Origin of the sequence: Kushneria konosiri (genome assembly GCF_002155145.1) — a bacterium.
GTDB classification, from domain to species: Bacteria; Pseudomonadota; Gammaproteobacteria; order Pseudomonadales; family Halomonadaceae; genus Kushneria; species Kushneria konosiri.
The window spans coordinates 2,032,372-2,049,409 of the sequence record NZ_CP021323.1 but is presented as its reverse complement, the minus strand read 5'-3'; the positions used below and the strand labels follow the sequence as shown (position 1 = coordinate 2,049,409).

Annotated in this window: 14 protein-coding genes; 13 read left to right on the top strand and 1 reads right to left on the bottom strand. The window is 60.4% G+C overall.

What is annotated here, in order from left to right; genetic code table 11:
* Window position 1: 1 nt before the first annotated feature.
* The 10 genes from B9G99_RS09425 to B9G99_RS09385 all read left to right on the top strand — a co-directional run bounded on the left by B9G99_RS09425 (window position 2) and on the right by B9G99_RS09385 (window position 11,795).
* The gene (locus tag B9G99_RS09425; protein WP_086621905.1) at window positions 2-2,911 is read left to right on the top strand and encodes an MASE3 domain-containing protein; all 2,910 of its coding nucleotides are present in this window, start codon (window positions 2-4) and stop codon (window positions 2,909-2,911) included.
* A gap of 235 nt (window positions 2,912-3,146) precedes the next feature.
* Entirely contained in the window at window positions 3,147-4,274 is a 1,128-nt protein-coding gene (locus B9G99_RS09420) for a 2-keto-3-deoxygluconate permease (protein ID WP_086621903.1), read from the top strand.
* A gap of 78 nt (window positions 4,275-4,352) precedes the next feature.
* The gene (larA, locus tag B9G99_RS09415; protein ID WP_086621901.1) at window positions 4,353-5,624 is read left to right on the top strand and encodes a nickel-dependent lactate racemase; all 1,272 of its coding nucleotides are present in this window, start codon (window positions 4,353-4,355) and stop codon (window positions 5,622-5,624) included.
* A gap of 20 nt (window positions 5,625-5,644) precedes the next feature.
* Window positions 5,645-6,553 carry an ATP-dependent sacrificial sulfur transferase LarE gene (gene larE / locus B9G99_RS09410; protein WP_086621899.1) on the top strand — a complete coding sequence of 303 codons (909 nt, stop codon included), beginning with the start codon at window positions 5,645-5,647 and terminating at the stop codon, window positions 6,551-6,553.
* Window positions 6,546-7,283: a nickel pincer cofactor biosynthesis protein LarB gene (gene larB / locus B9G99_RS09405; protein WP_086621898.1), complete on the top strand. Its 738-nt coding sequence runs from the start codon at window positions 6,546-6,548 to the stop codon at window positions 7,281-7,283. Before larE ends, larB begins: the two co-directional genes overlap by 8 nt.
* A complete protein-coding gene (gene larC, locus B9G99_RS09400) occupies window positions 7,280-8,650 on the top strand; it encodes a nickel pincer cofactor biosynthesis protein LarC (protein WP_086621896.1) in 1,371 nt (456 codons plus the stop codon). The genes larB and larC overlap by 4 nt, the downstream gene beginning before the upstream one ends.
* A gap of 140 nt (window positions 8,651-8,790) precedes the next feature.
* The gene (locus B9G99_RS09395; protein WP_086621894.1) at window positions 8,791-9,570 is read left to right on the top strand and encodes a DeoR/GlpR family DNA-binding transcription regulator; all 780 of its coding nucleotides are present in this window, start codon (window positions 8,791-8,793) and stop codon (window positions 9,568-9,570) included.
* Between the two features lie 14 nt (window positions 9,571-9,584).
* Entirely contained in the window at window positions 9,585-9,755 is a 171-nt protein-coding gene (locus B9G99_RS16830; RefSeq protein WP_158521481.1) for a hypothetical protein, read from the top strand.
* Window positions 9,756-9,775: 20 nt separating this feature from the next.
* On the top strand, window positions 9,776-10,588 hold the full coding sequence (nadE, locus tag B9G99_RS09390; protein WP_086621892.1) for an ammonia-dependent NAD(+) synthetase: 813 nt from the start codon (window positions 9,776-9,778) through the stop codon (window positions 10,586-10,588).
* A 106-nt stretch (window positions 10,589-10,694) separates the two neighbouring features.
* The gene (locus B9G99_RS09385) at window positions 10,695-11,795 is read left to right on the top strand and encodes an ion transporter (RefSeq protein WP_227875769.1); all 1,101 of its coding nucleotides are present in this window, start codon (window positions 10,695-10,697) and stop codon (window positions 11,793-11,795) included.
* A 101-nt stretch (window positions 11,796-11,896) separates the two neighbouring features.
* On the opposite strand, the gene B9G99_RS09380 is transcribed toward B9G99_RS09385, so the two are convergent.
* The gene (locus B9G99_RS09380; RefSeq protein ID WP_086621890.1) at window positions 11,897-12,451 is read right to left on the bottom strand and encodes a cytochrome b; all 555 of its coding nucleotides are present in this window, start codon (window positions 12,449-12,451) and stop codon (window positions 11,897-11,899) included.
* A 154-nt stretch (window positions 12,452-12,605) separates the two neighbouring features.
* Here B9G99_RS09380 and B9G99_RS09375 point away from each other — a divergent pair, with 154 nt between their 5' ends.
* From B9G99_RS09375 to B9G99_RS09365, 3 genes are read left to right on the top strand one after another with little or no spacing between them, the layout of a single operon-like run.
* Entirely contained in the window at window positions 12,606-14,132 is a 1,527-nt protein-coding gene (locus B9G99_RS09375) for an efflux transporter outer membrane subunit (RefSeq protein ID WP_158521480.1), read from the top strand.
* Window positions 14,122-15,363, top strand: coding sequence for an HlyD/EmrA/EmrK family protein (locus B9G99_RS09370; protein ID WP_086621886.1), 1,242 nt, complete (start codon window positions 14,122-14,124; stop codon window positions 15,361-15,363). The genes B9G99_RS09375 and B9G99_RS09370 overlap by 11 nt, the downstream gene beginning before the upstream one ends.
* On the top strand, window positions 15,360-16,916 hold the full coding sequence (locus B9G99_RS09365; protein WP_086621884.1) for a DHA2 family efflux MFS transporter permease subunit: 1,557 nt from the start codon (window positions 15,360-15,362) through the stop codon (window positions 16,914-16,916). The genes B9G99_RS09370 and B9G99_RS09365 overlap by 4 nt, the downstream gene beginning before the upstream one ends.
* Window positions 16,917-17,038: the final 122 nt, after the last annotated feature.

Genomic DNA, 17,038 nt, shown 5'->3' with positions numbered 1-17,038 from the left:
AATGGCAACGCTCAAGACAGCTCTCAAACACCTTCTGACCGGCCCGATGGGCGGCCTTTTTGCACTGCTGCTGATGCTCATGATCATCATGAGGCTGATGCCCGGTCAGCAGAGCTTCGGCCTGATGCACAGCTACCTGAGCTTTCACTCTCTTGTAGAGCTGACCTGTGTGGTCGTGGCGGTTCTTTCTGCGCTGGCCATTTTCAACAGTTACCGAACCCTGTCCTATCAGTATCTTTGCGTGGGTAGCCTGCTGGCGCTGTCGGCCGTCATGGACACCCTGCATCTGCTCTCCATGCCGGGAATGGCGGAATTCTTCTCGACCAATACGCTCGACAAGGCCATCTACTTCTGGCTTTTCGCTCGGCTGTGCGCGATCAGCGCGCTGCTGCTGCTGTCGCTTTCCCATTTTTCGGACAAGGCAGCCCGATTCCCTCGCCTGACAATGATGCTGTTTCTTGCCGCAGGTACCCTGGTGGTGATCGCTGTCCTTGGCTTTTCACGGCAGCTGCCTGCCCTCTACATCCCAAATCAGGGATTGACGCTGCTCAAGATCATGCTCGAATGGGGGCTGGCCGTGCTGGCCGTGCTGGCCGGCATCATTTTGCTGCGCTCTGCCCGCCTGCGTCAGCGACGTGACAGGGAGATGCTCACCCTGGCGGCCTGGGTGACGGCGCTGGCCGAAATCTGCTTTACGCTCTATGGCTCCGCCAATGACGAGTTCAACATTCTCGGACATGTCTACAAGGCCATTTCCTACATCCTCATCTTTCGGGCGCTCTTTTTGAGCCACCTGCGCTATCCATGGCAGGCCCTGAACGATGCCCGCTCCCGGCTGGCAGATCAGGAGCAGCGCTGGAATCTTGCACTGACCGGTTCCGGCACCGGCGTATGGGACATGAACCTAGAGACCAATGAAGTCTTTGCTTCGCCCCAGTTTCATCAGATGCTGGGGTATCGCAACGGCACCATGCCTCGCGCTGCCGAAATCTGGCATGAGCGCATGTTTCACCCCGATGATCGGGAACGGGTACTGGCAAGCTTTAATGAGCACGTCACGGGCCACAGCGAGCACTGGCGCTGTGAATATCGTCTGCTTGATGCCCGCCAGCAATGGCGCTGGGTACTGGCCAACGGCCAGATCATGGCCTTTGACGAGGCACAACGCCCCACTCGGGTGACAGGCATCACCATCGATATTCAGGCACGTCGCGAACAGGAACAGCGCCTGGCAGAAACCCGTCAGCGCTTGCAGACCCTGTTTGATACCACCCCGCTCAGCATGCTGGTGCTCGACCGACAGGGCGTCATACACCAGCACAACTCCATGCTGGAACAGCTTCTAAAACCACATGAGATTGTCATCGGTCAGGACAATATCTGGGAGTGGGTCAACGCCGAGGAGTGCTCGGAAGCTCTGCAATACTGGCAGGAATGGCAGCAACAAGGTGATACGGCAAGTCGCGAATCGATCTGGCAACACGAGCTGCGCATGAGCCTTTGTGGCCATGATCGAACCGAACAGTCACTGTGGACCGAATGGGTCATCTCATCGCTGCCTGAAGAAGACATGTACCTTCTGTTGATCGAGGACATCAGCGCCCGTAGACAGGCGACCGAACTGTTGATTGAAAACGCCGGGCTTTATCGCAGTACCTTTGAAAGCGGCAATGCCATCAAACTGCTCATTGACCCGGTCAGTGGTGCCGTAACAGATGCCAATGCGGCGGCCAGCGACTATTACGGCCATTCGCTGGATACGCTCAAGACGATGACCATGGCTGACATTTCACTGACGCCTCATGAAACCCGTCAGGAGCGCGCCCGACTGACACTGCTGAAACGGGAAGGGCATTTCGAGACCCGTCACCGTCTGGCCGATGGCACCATCCGCGATGTGGAAGTGTTTGTGGCCTCTATTGTCATCGGCGGAAGGACGCTGATTTATGAAATGGTGCATGACATCACGGCGCGCAAGGAGGCTGAACAGGGTCTGGTGCTGCTGAATCAGCGCCTCTCTCGTGACGGCCTGCATCGACAGCATCTCAATGAGCTGAGCACACGACTGTTTGAGCTCAATGACATTGTCGGCGTCATCCCGCTGCTGGAGGAACATCTACCCCAATGCTTTCCTGACACTCGTGGCGAACTGGCCCTGCGCATCGAGGAGCTGGGTCAGGCGCACTGCATTACCTGGGGAGGCACTCTGGCCAGACACCCTGCATTTGAATACCGCCAGCGCCTGACGACCACCACTGGCGCACTGGGGCGCATGACCCTGCAAGCGGAGCCACTGGACGACGAAGACCGTCATCGTCTTGAACGCATGACCGATGAAACGGCCCGAATTCTGACACTGATGTTGATCAATCTGCGTCTGCGCACTCAGCTGACCAATCACGCCTACCGGGATGCCTTGACCGGACTTTATAACCGACGCTATCTCAACGAGACACTCCCCGACCTGCTTGCAGGCGCCAGCGCGGCGTCGCCGGTCTCGCTGGCACTGCTGGATCTGGATCACTTCAAGCGACTCAACGACACCTGGGGTCACGATGCCGGCGACCAGGTCCTCGTCGCACTCGGCGACATTCTGACCCAGCGGCTACGTGCCACGGACATCGCCTGTCGCTATGGTGGCGAAGAGTTCATTGTGGTCCTGCCGGGCGCCTCTGCCGCCATTGCCATGATACGGCTCAGTGAGGTGCTCGAGCAGTTTGGTCAATGGTCCATGCAGGCCGGAGATGATCGAATCAGTCATCTTACGTTTTCAGCCGGACTGGTCGAGGCCCCCCGCCAGGGCCATGACATGAACGCCCTGATCGAACTGGCAGACCGTGCACTGTATAGCGCCAAGCATGCCGGACGCGGCCGCGTACACCAGTTTGATGATGCCCTGATATCCACCTGATTTGCCCGAACACTCCTGTCGAGCCGGAATACGCCCCTCTCTCTTTGGTCGTAGAGGCGCACTGATAACTGTCTCTTGAATCACCGGCCCATCGACAAAAGCGAGGCATATCGACAGGACATGCCACGTTGGTCGCATTGCTCATCGTGATCGATTCGATCATTTTTTCTCTCGTTCCAATCATCTCATCTGCATTCTGCAGGTGTCGATTACGGTCAGCGGGAGACACAGGCTTATGCGTTTACTTGCCACGGTGCAGAAGGTTCCAGGGGGCCTTATGGTCGTGCCGCTGATTCTTGGCGCGACGCTGAATACCATCGATCAACTGCATCTGCCCTGGATCACCGCGGTTCTGCAATGGTTGGGGGCCGGCCAGACCGACAGTGGAAACTACGAATTTTTACGTATCGGCGGCTTCTCCCAGGAACTTTTCAAGGACGGCGCTCTGGTCCTGATTGCACTGTTTCTGTTTTGCTCGGGAAGTCAGATGAACCTGCGCGTCGGCGGAAAAGCACTCAAGAAGGGTGTACTGCTGGTCAGTGCCAAGTACCTGACCGGCCTGGCTGTCGGGCTGGCTCTGGGCTTTTTGTTTGACCCCATCAACGGCCTTCTGGGGCTTTCAACGGTGGCCATCATCGCGGCCATGACCAATGGTAACGGCGGCATGTATGCGGCACTGACCAGCCAGTACGGCAATCGCTCCGATACCGGCGCCGTGGCGATCCTTTCGCTCAACGATGGCCCCTTTTTCACGCTCATGTCACTGGGACTGCTGGGGTCGCAGTTCCCCATGATTGCCTTTATTGCCGTACTGCTGCCGATTGCGCTGGGCATGCTGCTGGGCAACCTGGATGAAGACATCCGCACCTTTCTCAAACCTGGCGAAATCCTGCCGGTGCCCTTTTTTGCCTTCGCGCTTGGTGCCAACATGAACCTGGCCGTGTTCTTCAACCCGCAGGTTGTGGGTGCGGGGCTCTTGCTGGGCGTGATGACCACGGTACTCACCGGCGCTGCCGGCATTCTGATCTTCAAGGTGTTTCGTGAGCGCAGCGTCATTGCCCCGGTCTCCGAGGCCACCACGGCCGGCAATGCAGCGGGTACGCCGGCAGCGATTGCCGCCGCCGCTGCCGTGGCCGCGAGCTCCGGGATGATGAGTGCGGCCGAGGCTCAGAGCTATCAGGACCTGGTCAACATTGCCACCTCACAGATCTCGATTGCCACTCTGACCACGGCCATTCTTGGGCCTGCCGCGGTCATCATCATTGACCGATGGCAGCGCCGTCATGGCATTGATGGCACACTGGAGGACGAACCGGCACGGGCTGCCAGACAGGCAGATGCCTCTTCCAGCCCGGGCGCGTAAGCTAGTCTGATTACCCTCATCACATCCGTGACCACCCGTGCCGGCACCCTGTGTGCCGGCACTCTGCCGGGAGCGCCCATGAAAACCTCACTACTGTACGGCCGGGGCGAGCTGACACTCGACGTGCCTGACGATGCCTTTATCGTGACACCGCCGGAGCAACCGGCCCTTGAGTCACCGCAACAGGCCGTTCGCGACGCCCTTGCTGCGCCCATCGAGACGCCGCCCCTGTCGCAAATGGTGAACGCCACGGATCGAGTGGCGATCGTCATCAGCGACATTACCCGCCCCACGCCCAATCACATTCTGGTGCCGCTTCTGATCGAGGCGTTAGAGCACGTCCCTCACGAGCAGTTTGTCATCATCAACGGCACCGGCACCCATCGCGATCAGACCGAGGCAGAACTGCGCACCATGCTGGGTGACTGGGTGGTGGATCACATCGAGATCATCAACAATCACTGTGACCGCTACGATGAGCTGGTCAATGTGGGCGACAACAGCTTCGGCTGTCCGTCATGGCTCAACAAGCGCTATGTCGAGGCCGATTTTCGTATCGTTACCGGTTTTATCGAGCCGCACTTCTTTGCCGGCTTCTCGGGCGGCCCCAAGGGCATCATGCCCGGTATCGCAGGCCTTGAGACCATCCTGACCTTTCACAATGCCCGCATGATCGGTGACCCTCGCTCGACCTGGGGCAATATGGAAGACAACCCGCTGCAGGCCATGACGCGCGAAATCAATGCGCTGTGTCCGCCACATTTCATGCTCAACGTCACGCTCAACCGCGACAAGGCCATCACGAAAGTCTTTGCCGGCGACATGACAAAGGCGCACCGCCTGGGCTGCGAACATGAGCTCAAGCACGCCATGGTGCGTTGCGATGAGCGCTTTGATGTTGTCATTACGGGTAATTCCGGCTATCCGCTGGATCAAAACCTGTATCAGGCCGTCAAGGGAATGAGCGCAGCGCACAAGATCGTTCGGGAAGGGGGCACCATTCTCATGGCGGCCGAATGTTCGGATGGCCTGCCCGATCACGGTCGCTTTGCCGAGATACTCGGCATGGCCGACTCGCCTCAAGCGCTTCTGGAGATGATCGAAAACCCCGAATTCAGCATGCTTGATCAGTGGCAGGTACAAAAGCAGGCCGTCATCCAGTGCTGGGCAGATGTCATGCTCTACTCAACCCTCAACGATGACCAGACGCGCCTGGCCATGATGACGCCGGTCCATGATATTGAAGGCACCCTCACGGCTCTGAAAGAACGTTATGGCGATCACATGCGCGTGGCCGTCATGCCGCTGGGCCCTCTGACGGTACCCTATGTGGATGAAGACAATGCCTGAATGGACGTCAGGAGAGTGACATGAGCGATTCGCTGATTACACGCCAGGGACCCGATACCGCCCTGGCAGGCCCGGAGCTCGAACATCACGTCAGTCACGGACAGGCTCTGGATCAAAAGCTGGAAGCACTGCGCGACATACTGAGAAAGATGGGTGACGTGGTCGTCGCCTTCTCGGGCGGTGTGGACAGCACCTTTCTACTGGCCGTGGCACTGGACACCCTGGGCAAGGACCGGGTACTGGCGGTCACGGCCGATTCCGAATCCTATCCTTTCGAGGAACTCGATGCTGCCCGCTCACTGGCCGAACGGCTGGAAGCACCGCACCGGGTCATCGAAACCTCCGAGATTGCCATCCCCGGCTATGCCGATAACGATGCCCAGCGCTGCTACTACTGCAAGACGGGACTGTTTACTCATCTGGCGCCCATCATGGTCGAGGCAGGCTTTCACAATATCGTGTTCGGCCTGATTGCCGACGATGATGGTGAGCACCGCCCGGGCACCGTGGCAGCCCGTGAGTACGGCGTGCGCGGCCCTCTGCATGAAGCCGGCCTCTACAAGGCCGAGATTCGTGAACTCTCCCAGGCGATGGGGCTGCCCAACTGGAACAAACCGTCGCTGGCCTGTCTTTCCTCGCGCGTGGCCTATGGCGAGCGCATTACGCTTGAAAAGCTCGAGCGCATTGCCGAGGCCGAGCGCCGCATACGCCGACTGGGGGTGACGCAGCTACGGGTGCGCCATCACGGCGAGCTGGCACGCATTGAAGTCACGCCTGAAGAGATGCCGCGTCTGCTCGAACACCATGACTGGCTGGTCGAGACGCTGACCGGGCTGGGCTATGCCTGGGTAACGCTTGATCTGGCAGGCTATCGCAGCGGCAGCATGAACCGGCTATTGCGCAACGACAAGGAAATACCCAATGTCTGAACGCTCTCCCGAGCCCATTTCCGATCTGGGGTTTGCCCGTGTCGATCATGATCGCGAAGCCCGCAACGGCGTCCCGGAAGTAGTCTTTGGTGAAGGCAAGCGTGCCGAGCAGATCAGCGCCATTGTTTCTCGACTGCTGGCACGTCATCGGCGCGCACTGGTCACTCGTGTGGATGAAACGCAGGCCGAGACAGTGCTGCGGGACCACCCCGAAGGCCATTACGACCCCATCAGTCGACTGCTCTGGTGGGGGCAGGCGCCACAACAGCTCCCCGGCAGTGCCGCGGTCATCTGCGCGGGCACTTCAGACCTGCCGGTTGCGGAAGAAGCCGCGCAGACGCTTGAGTGGCTGGGCGTCCATGCCCCGCGGCTCAACGATGTGGGCGTGGCCGGTATCGATCGACTTCTTGCACACCGCGAGGCACTGACCCGCGCCGATGTCCTGATTGTCGTGGCCGGCATGGAAGGCGCGCTGCCCAGCGTCGTGACCGGGCTGGTCAACAGCCCCGTCATCGCGGTACCGACCTCGGTGGGCTATGGCGCCAGTCTTCAGGGTGTGACGGCACTGCTGGGCATGCTGTCGGCGTGCGCTACCGGCATGAGCGTGGTCAATATCGACAACGGCTTTGGCGCCGCCTGGCAGGCGGCCGGCATTCTGCGTCTGGCGGCACGGGGTGTGCACGACACGCCACTTCAGTTTGCCTCATCACGGGAATCATCAGGATCATGACCACGCTGCATATCGACTGCACCTTCGGCATTGCCGGCGACATGCTGCTGGCCGCCCTGATCGATCTGGGTGCCGATCAGGCCTGGATCGAACAGAGCCTGCGCCAGCTTCCCATTGATTCGTTCAGGCTTTCCAGCGAACGCGTGGATCGTTGCGGCATCAGTGCGCGACTGCTCTCGATACAGTTGGACGAGCAGACGTCTCACTCTCATCATCACGGGCATCACCATGGTCATGGTGGCCACGACCACCACACCCACGACCACGACCACGACCACGACCACGACCACGACCACGACCACGACCACGACCACGACCACGACCACGACCACGACCACGACCACGACCATCAGCATGGTGATGCACACCACCATCCGCATCGTCCGGCCGGCGAGATTCTGGAGATGCTGGCGCATGCCACCCTGCCCGAGCGGGTGCTCTCACGTGCCACGGCGCTGTTTACCGCCATTGCCAACGCAGAGGGCAGCATTCATGGCATTGCGCCCGAAGAGGTCCACCTGCATGAAGTCGGCGCGATGGACTCGATCATCGACATCATCGGGGTCTGTCTGGCGCTGGAAAACCTGGGCGTGGATCACATCACGGCCTGCCCAGTACCGGTTGGCCATGGTGTGGTGTCCATGGCGCACGGGCGCTTTCCGATTCCGGCCCCGGCCACGCTCGAGCTTTTGAAGGGCGTACCGCTGTCCGACTTTTACGCGCCGGGCGAGCTGACCACCCCCACGGGTGCCGCCTTTCTCGGCGTACTGGTGTCTCGCTTTGGCACCCTGCCGGCACAGACGCCGACCCGCATCGGCTATGGCGCCGGCAATCGTAATCCACGCCATCCCAACGTGCTGCGGGCTGTCATGTTTGATCCTGACACCCGCACACCTTCAGATCAGGATGAGCACCCGGACGACACCCGAGAGCAGATCACGGTTTTATCATGCCAGCTGGATGACGCCACCGGAGAGCAGCTGGGCCATGCACTGACCCTGCTAATGGAGGCCGGTGCGCTGGATGTCTTTCACACGCCGATCACCATGAAGAAATCAAGGCCCGGGGTCCTGGTGACCGTACTGGCCCGAATGCAGGAGGCTGATCGTCTGGAGAGACTGATGCTGATCCATACGCCCACCTTTGGCGTTCGGCGTCACATCTGCCATCGACGGATTCTCGAACGCCATATCGAGACGTTAACGACGCCACTGGGCGACATTCGGGTCAAGGTTGGCCGACTGGACGATCACGTGCTGAGGAGAACGCCGGAATACGAAGACATTCGACGCCTGGCGATGACTCATGATCTATCACTGAGCCAGGTGCTGGAGCATGTCCAGACCGCCCTGCCTCAGCTCGGCTGAACCTGTAGAGGTCACATTCCGCACGGGGCTCCTCTGAGCTTTCTCCGAGCGGCCTGAACGCCGACAACATGCGATACTGTCGGCGTGCCTCCCTTTTTCTCCAGGGATCATCATCCCCACGCTCACCACAAGAGGTAGAAATGAAAGTCGCCCGACGCCGCCAGGCCATGCTGGATGCCGTACTCTCCGGCCTGACCGATGTAGATACCTTGTGCGCTCACTTTGGCGTGTCGGAAGCGACGGTCAGGCGAGATCTGGGGGCACTGGCCGAGCAGGGGCTGATCGTGCGTACCTACGGGGGTGCTGCCCATGTCGGCCTGCGCGAACCGGAGCTGACGCTGGCCCAGCGTCAGTCCTGTCATGAAGACATCAAGGCACACCTTGCCGCGCTGGCGCTTGAGCAGATCAACGATAACGACACCCTGCTGCTGGATGGCGGTACCACTACCGCAGCCCTGGCCGCCGTACTGCACCAGCGACGCGGCCTGCATGTCATCACCAACAATCTGGCGGCGCTATCAGCACTTGAGCACCTTCCCGAGGGACGAGTGACCATACTGGGGGGCGAGCTGCGCCCCTCCAGCATGACCACCATGGGCCCTGCCGCGCAGGCCATGCTGACACGGCTATCGGTCGATCGTGTCTTCATGAGCGCCGATGGCGTCACCGCCGATCTGGGCCTCTGCGAGGCAAGCCCCGAACAGGCCTGGCTCAAGGAGCTGATGATCCAGCGCAGTGCCCGGTGCTATGTCATCGCCGACCACACCAAGCTGGGTCGCACCAGCCAGCAGCACTGGACGCCACTACCCGCCGGCTGGACACTGATCACCGATGCCAGTAATGAGCAGATGCTGGCGTCCTTTTACCAGCACAATGTTCATGTGCTGTCTCTCCCCTCATCACCCGAGAGTCAGGGCTGATACCTTGCGCACACATGACACCTGCCGATCACGAAAGGCGGGCCTTGATGGTGCATCAGCAAGCCATGCGCTTTCATGCATCAGCCATTATCATGGAAAGACCTGATACGACGCTGCCGACGCCTGACGAAATGTTATCAGCGCTGATTTCCGGCTACGCTGTCGGTAGTTACTACATTCACTGAACGCAGGATGATGATCGCTCATGACCACCCAGCAGCAGATTATTGACGCGCTCGATATCGAACAGCGCTTTGACGCTCGACAGGAAGTGGAGCGACGCATCGACTTCCTGACGGCCTATCTGAAAGAGACCGGCGCCAAAGCGCTGGTACTGGGCATCAGCGGCGGTGTGGACTCCACTACAACGGGCCGTCTGTGTCAGCTTGCCGTCGAGCGAATTCGCGAACAGGGGGGCAGCGCGACGTTCCATGCCATGCGCTTGCCCTACGGCGAGCAGCATGATGAAGACGATGCCCAGGCCGCCATCAACTACATCCGGGCAGACAGGCAGCTGGATGTGAACATCAAGCCCTCGGCGGATGCCATGCTTGAAAGCCTCGAAAAGAGCGGCCTTGAATTTGAAAGCGAGCACCAGCGCGATTTCATTCATGGCAATATCAAGGCGCGTGCGCGCATGATTGCGCAGTATGCCGTGGCCGGCCGTCATGGCGGTCTGGTCGTGGGCACCGATCATGGCGCCGAGGCAGTGATGGGCTTTTTCACCAAGCATGGTGATGGCGCCTGCGATATCACTCCACTGTTTGGCCTCAACAAGCGCCGGGTACGTGCCATGCTCAGCGTGCTGGATGGCCCCGAGTCGCTGGTCAACAAGGTGCCGACCGCTGATCTTGAATCCCTCTCGCCGGGTCGTACCGATGAAGATGCGCTGGGCGTCAGCTATGATCAGATCGATGACTTCCTGGAAGGCAAGGAGATCGATCAGGAAGCAGCGCAGCACATTATCAGCACCTTCGAGCGTACGGCGCACAAGCGTGACCTGCCGCGCTCTCCATAACCTTTCATGAACCCTGAACCCCGGATGCTGCCGGAGGCTTGAGTGCCCGCGACTTGACGCGAGGCGTTCAAGCCTCTGAGATAGCCTCTCACGCAAGGAGGCACACATGCATCAAGAGGATTCCCCCTCGGACAATCACACCCCGCGCGATCGTTATCCACCGGCCAACAGCTGGGCCGATCAGCCGCGCAGCGATGATCCCGAGGAGGACAAGCACGAGCCCAAAAGGGATATTCCGCTCTGGCTGGAGCGGTTTTATCTCGTCTGGGATCTGGTCATCATGGTACTGGTATCGACCAGTCTCCTGCTGATTCTTTTCGACACGCTGTATCTGACAGGCCCCTTTCGTGACCTGCTTTCGGCCATTTCGCCGACGCTTGAGCAATGGGGTGGCTGGCTGCATGCCAATTTTGAAACCATCGACCTCTGGTTCGTGGCGGTCTTCGTGTTCGACGTACTGATGGGCTGGGCGTTTGCCATCTGGGACAGGCGTTACCATCGCTGGTTTTTCTACCCGTTCGTTCACTGGTACGACGTACTTGGCTGCATTCCGGTCGGCGGGCTGCGTCTGCTGCGTGTCCTGCGTGTCATCGGGCTTCTGGTTCGGTTGCAGCGCACGCGTCTGATCGATATTCGCACCTGGGGCATCTACCGTTTCTTCTACAAGTATTACGAGATTGTGCTCGAGGAGGTCTCCGACCGCGTCATTGTCAGAATGCTGACTGACGTGCAGGAAGGTTTTCTCTCCAAGGGCAACATTTCACGCCGCGTAACCGATGAGGTTCTGCTGCCCCGCAAGCAGCAGCTTGTCGATGATGTGGCCCACCGCATTCAGCGCATACTGGGCGAAAGCTATGCCGAGCACCGCGAGGACATCAATGACTGGGTCAGTGGCCTGGTCCATCGTGCCATTACGGAAAACCCGACCGTTCGCAGCCTGCAGCGTTTACCGTTGGGCGCCCAGATGGTGGAGGCCATGGATGAAGCGATGGCGGATGTGGCCAGCCGACTAATTCGCGAAGCCGTGATCGGCATTCGTTCCCCGGATTTCCGGTCACTGATCGAAGAGCTGGCCAATCGAACCATTGATCGCAGTGTCCCCGTCAGCGCCAGCGACTATCAGGCGCTCGAACAGGTGCTGGTCGAGGTGCTGGATGTCCTCAAGAGTGAAGTGAAGGTGCAGCGGTGGAAGGAGCGCTATCACTAGTGCCGACAACGGCCGCGATGTGACGCCGGTCTGGCGCCACATCGCGGCTGAACACATCGGGGTGCGCCATTGTCGTATCCGACGCCATCGCTGGAAGACCATCAACGATCGGGGTGAGAGGCCATCCTTTTCAGGGTGCCATCACGCCGAACAAGACCATGCCATACCACGGCCAGCAGCACGTGACCGCCGATCAGTATGCCCAGCGTCCAGGCCATCCAGACATGCCACTGTGCGGTCAGCCCGGCCAGCCCCTCCATTTCGCGCCCGCCGCTCATGAGCTGCGCGCCAAATACCAGCAGTGGCTTGCCGGACGCCCAGTTCATGGTCAGTCCCAGCAGCGGGACCAGAATCATCAGCAGATACAAAAGAAGCTGGCCAAAGGCGACCAGCATTTCTGCCCCCCGGTCATGCGGCGGGCGATTGGAAAGATTATAAAGTCCCCATGTTGAGCGCAGCACCACAAGAAGCATCAGCATAAACCCGATACTTTTGTGCGTTCCCACCATAAAGGAGACCCAGGGCGCGCGACCGACCAGGCCGGCTGCGATCATGCCGGCAAATTGCCATAGCAAAAGCGCCGCCATCAGCCAGTGAAAAAGACGGCTGATACGCCCATAATATTCACGAGTATCTCGCCAGGCGATGGAAGGCACAAAAGGCTCCTTGAATACCGGGCCGCGCGACACGCGCGACGGACAGGCCTACATTAGTTCAGCCGGCTTGTCTGGTGCTGAAAAAGCTGGCCTTTCCCCATATAAGGTATATGTGTATTACCATGGCGCCTGCCTGCCATCTATTGAGAGCATGATGCCCCAGTTTCCTGCGGTCCTTTCGCACCGTACCTTCGCGCGTTTTTTCGCCCCCATGGTGATGTGTGTGCTGCTGAGCGCCTGTGGGGCGCCGACCATGAAGCCGGTCGAACTGGCCCTTCGCGAGCATGCCCCGCTGGCCGGGCTGACTCACGATCAGGACATCCCCGGACGCTGGCCGGATGCCAGGTGGTGGCAGGGTTTCAACGACCCACAGCTCAATGCGCTGATCGAGCGCGCCATGGCCAGCGCGCCGTCACTGGACAGCGCGCGCGCACGCTTCGAGATCGCCTCACGTCAGCTGAAGGGCCGTCAGGCCGATACCCGCGCACAGCTCGAAGGCAGCGCCCGGGCCAATCAGAGTTACAGCCATACCGATCTTGAATATCCGGCCCTCGGGCTACCGGGCTTTGGCGCCGGCAGTACCGGCAACAGCCAGCGCAGCAATGTGGGTCTGGCCACCCTGTCATTTGACTGGGGCCTTGACTGGTGGGGCAAGAAACGGGCCGCCATCGAGGCCGCGCTTGATCAGCGTCACGCTGCGCGGCTGGAACAGGCGGCCGCCGCCAACGCTCTGCAGGCCGGCATTACCCGCGCCTACATGGACTGGCAGCTGCGACAGGCCCAGCTGTCGCAGCTGGACATGCTTCTGGACGCCGCTCGCGAGAGCGTGCGCATTACCACCCTGCGCGTCGATCGAGACATTGAAAATCCCGCACGACTGGATCAGGGCCGTGAGCAGGTCGCCAACCTTGAACAGCAGCGCGCTCGGATCGACGGGGCAGCCCATCAGGACCTGGTACAGCTGGCCGCCCTGATGGGCGTGTCCCTGGATCAGCTTGATGACCTGACACCGAAACCGCTGCCACCGCTGGACACAACGCTGCCAGATGAAGCCGGGCTGGAACTGATTGCCCGGCGGCCGGACATCATGGCCAGTCGCTGGCAGGTCGAGGCCCGCATGCGCGGCATCGATCAGGCGCGCGCCGATTACTACCCCAACGTCAGCCTGTCGGCACTGGCCGGATTTTTACGCCTTCACCCGTTGGGCACCGGGCGCAACGAGGATGTATCGCTGGCCTCATTCGGCCCGGCCGTCACGCTGCCCATCTTTGAAGGCGGCAGGCTTGATGCCCGCTATAACGCCAGCCGCGCCCAGCTGGAAAGCGCCATTGCCGACTACAACCAGCGTGTCGTGGATGCCGCCCAGGACGTGGCCCGCCAGAGCGTGGCGATGACACGCCTTGAGAATCAGCTCGAGGCGCAGTCACAGGCACTCAAGAGCTATCAGCATCGACTTGAACTGGCTCGGGAGCGCGACGCCCGCGGTGTCGAGGACCCACGCGCGCTGATCGAGGCGCAGCAGGGGTTGATCCGCGAACGGATGAATCGCCTGGCACTGGACGGCGAACTGCTGGACACCCGAATACAGCTGATTCATGCCCTGGGCGGGGGCTACCATGGACGCGTTCCCGAACGCGATACGCGCTATCTGACCACGGACACTGTCACTGATGAGCCATAACAACGACGCCGCCACCGATCAGGACGCCTTACATCAGTCCGATGGTCACGACAAGGCGCCGGTCTCACGTAAAAAGCGCAACATCATCCTGCTGGTCATCGCACTGGTGTTCATCCTGGCCGGCATCGGCTGGTATCTGCTGGAGACCCTGGTACTCAGCACCCGGGTCATTACCGATGATGCCTATGTCCAGGGCGATCAGGTCAGCATCTCCTCGCAAATCAACGCCACGGTGACGGCCATCAACGTCGAGGATACCGAGCCGGTCGAGCGTGGCCAGGTACTGGTCACCCTGGATGACAGTGATACCCGTAACGCCCTGGACCAGGCCGCCGCGCAGCTGGCGCAGGCCGTGCGCCAGTATCGTCAACAGCTGGCGCAGGCCGTGCAGTTTGATGCCGCCGTGGTGACCGCTCGGGCACAATTTGAACGCGCCCGCGACGAGTATCAGCGCCGCAAGCCACTGCTGGCCCAGCGCGCCGCCTCAAAAGAGGAAGTGGACAGCGCCCGGCGCCAGTATGACGCCGCCCGGGCACAGCTCGAGCAGGCACAGGCACAGGCACGCGCGGCCCATGCCCTGATTGATGGCACCGATCTCTGGCACGACCCCGGCGTCATGCAGGCGCGCGCCGCCTATCGCAACGCCTGGATTGCCCAGCAGAGAACACAGGTGATCGCACCGGTCGCCGGTCGTGTTGCCAGCCGACAGGTACAGCTGGGTCAGAGCGTGCAGGCCGGCCAGCCCCTTTTGACGGTTGTCCCCCTTCAGGACCTGTGGGTAGAAGCCAACTTCAAGGAAACGCAGCTGGGACGAGTACGCATCGGGCAAGCCGCGACCGTGACCACCGATTTCTACGGTGATGATGTGGTCTATCACGGCCACGTAGCCGGACTGTCCGCCGGTACCGGATCAGCGTTTTCCCTGCTGCCGGCCCAGAACGCCACCGGCAACTGGATCAAGGTGGTCCAGCGTGTGCCGGTACGTATTGCCCTTGAGGGGGACACGCTTGACACTCACCCGCTGCGAGTGGGGCTCTCCACCTATACGCGGATCGAACTGGACAGTGACGCCGACGGCCCTCGTCTGAAAGAGGCTCCCGAAGTCCGAGTCTCCCGCCACACCACGGTATTTGATGCGCGACAACGTCAGGCCGATGACGCTGCCATGTCTATCATCCGCGACAACGCCGGCAACCTGCTCAAGGATGCCGACGACGGCGCTGCCCCATGAGCGAGGCGACTGTCGTCTCCGGCGAACAGGAGGCCATCGCGCCCCTGCGCGGTATCAAGCTGGTCCTGCTGACCCTGGCGATGGGGCTTGCCACCTTCATGGAGGTGCTCGACATCTCCATCGTCAACGTGTCGGTGCATACCATTGCCGGCGATATGGGGGTCAGTACCAGTGAAGGCACCTGGGCGATCAGTGCCTATGCCCTTTCCAGTGCCATCGCCCAGCCCCTGACCGGCTGGCTGGCACGCCGCTTTGGCGAAGTGCGACTGTTTTGCACCTCCATTTCACTGTTCGTGCTGTTCTCGGCCCTATGTGGTTTTGCCAACAGCATGATCATGCTGGTGGTCTTTCGCCTCTTGCAGGGCGCGGTATCCGGCCCGCTGGTGCCGCTGACCCAGACGCTGCTGTTGAAGAACTATCCGGCCGAGAAGCGCAGCATGGCCATCGGGCTCTGGGCCATGACGGTGGTGGTGGCCCCCATCTGCGGCCCGATTCTGGGTGGCTGGCTGACCGATAACTACTCGTGGCCGTGGATTTTCTACATCAATATCCCGGTCGGCATCCTGTCGCTGGTACTGAGTCTTTGGCTGCTGCGCGGACGCGAATCGAAAACCACGCGCGTGCCGGTGGATGTCATCGGACTGGGACTGTTGATCGTCGGTGTGGGCGCGCTGCAGTTCATGCTCGATAACGGCAACGATCATGACTGGTTTGCCTCCCCCATGATCCTGACGCTGGGCATCGTGGCGCTGGTCGGCATCACCTTTCTGGTAGCCTGGGTACTGATGCATCGCCGTCCGGTGGTCAATCTGCGCCTGTTCGGTCAGCGCAATTTCGCCATCGGCACGCTGTGTCTGTCACTGGGCATGTTTGCCTTTTTCGGCAATACGGTGATTACCCCCAACTGGGTGCAGCAGGTAATGGGCTACAACGCGACCTGGGCGGGACTCGCCGTCGCGCCCATCGGTATTCTGGCACTGTTTGCCTCACCGCTGGTCGGACGCTTTCAGAGCCATTTTGACCTGCGTTTTCTGGTCACCTTCGGCTTTGCCATCTTCGCCTTCTGCTCGTTCTGGGCGGCAGGCTTCAACGACCAGATTGCCTATGAAGAGCTGGCCATGCCCCGCTTCATGATGGGCGCAGGCGTGGCGTTCTTTTTCGTGCCCATCAACCAGATCATCTTTGCCGGACTCAGGGATGATCAGATCGCGGATGCGTCCGGGCTTTCCAACTTCTGCAGAACGCTGGCCACCAGTATCTCCACGGCGGTGTCGGTCACCCTCTATGATCATCGCAGCATCTATCACCATGCGCGCCTGACAGAATCGGTGGTGCCCGGCAGTCCCGCCACCGAGCACTATCTGGATCAACTGGGCACGCTGGGGCTACAGGATCAGCGCGCTTATGCCATGATCAACGAGGTCGTCAATGCCCAGGCGGCGACCATGGCCTTCAATGACGTCATCTGGCTGTTTGCCATCATCTTTGTCGTGGCCATCGGCCTGATCTGGCTGGCCCGCCCGCCCTTTCCTGCCGGCGGTCCAATGCACTGAGACAATCGCTGTCGTCTTCAATTTCTATTCAGCACCGATTAAGTTCATGTACCAGGCTATAGTTGGCAACGAACACTTGGTGCTGACGCCATCCAACACGCCCCTTGCCAGTCAACATTTCC

What these genes read in the sequence shown, in the direction of transcription:
- B9G99_RS09385 (WP_227875769.1), top strand. Translation starts at nt 10,695, where the DNA reads ATGCATCAAGAGGATTCCCCCTCGGACAATCACACCCCGCGCGATCGT.
- nadE (WP_086621892.1), top strand. Translation starts at nt 9,776, where the DNA reads ATGACCACCCAGCAGCAGATTATTGACGCGCTCGATATCGAACAGCGC.
- larC (WP_086621896.1), top strand. Translation starts at nt 7,280, where the DNA reads ATGACCACGCTGCATATCGACTGCACCTTCGGCATTGCCGGCGACATG.
- B9G99_RS09370 (WP_086621886.1), top strand. Translation starts at nt 14,122, where the DNA reads ATGAGCCATAACAACGACGCCGCCACCGATCAGGACGCCTTACATCAG.
- B9G99_RS09425 (WP_086621905.1), top strand. Translation starts at nt 2, where the DNA reads ATGGCAACGCTCAAGACAGCTCTCAAACACCTTCTGACCGGCCCGATG.
- B9G99_RS16830 (WP_158521481.1), top strand. Translation starts at nt 9,585, where the DNA reads ATGACACCTGCCGATCACGAAAGGCGGGCCTTGATGGTGCATCAGCAA.
- larB (WP_086621898.1), top strand. Translation starts at nt 6,546, where the DNA reads ATGTCTGAACGCTCTCCCGAGCCCATTTCCGATCTGGGGTTTGCCCGT.
- B9G99_RS09420 (WP_086621903.1), top strand. Translation starts at nt 3,147, where the DNA reads ATGCGTTTACTTGCCACGGTGCAGAAGGTTCCAGGGGGCCTTATGGTC.
- B9G99_RS09365 (WP_086621884.1), top strand. Translation starts at nt 15,360, where the DNA reads ATGAGCGAGGCGACTGTCGTCTCCGGCGAACAGGAGGCCATCGCGCCC.
- larE (WP_086621899.1), top strand. Translation starts at nt 5,645, where the DNA reads ATGAGCGATTCGCTGATTACACGCCAGGGACCCGATACCGCCCTGGCA.
- B9G99_RS09375 (WP_158521480.1), top strand. Translation starts at nt 12,606, where the DNA reads ATGCCCCAGTTTCCTGCGGTCCTTTCGCACCGTACCTTCGCGCGTTTT.
- B9G99_RS09395 (WP_086621894.1), top strand. Translation starts at nt 8,791, where the DNA reads ATGAAAGTCGCCCGACGCCGCCAGGCCATGCTGGATGCCGTACTCTCC.
- larA (WP_086621901.1), top strand. Translation starts at nt 4,353, where the DNA reads ATGAAAACCTCACTACTGTACGGCCGGGGCGAGCTGACACTCGACGTG.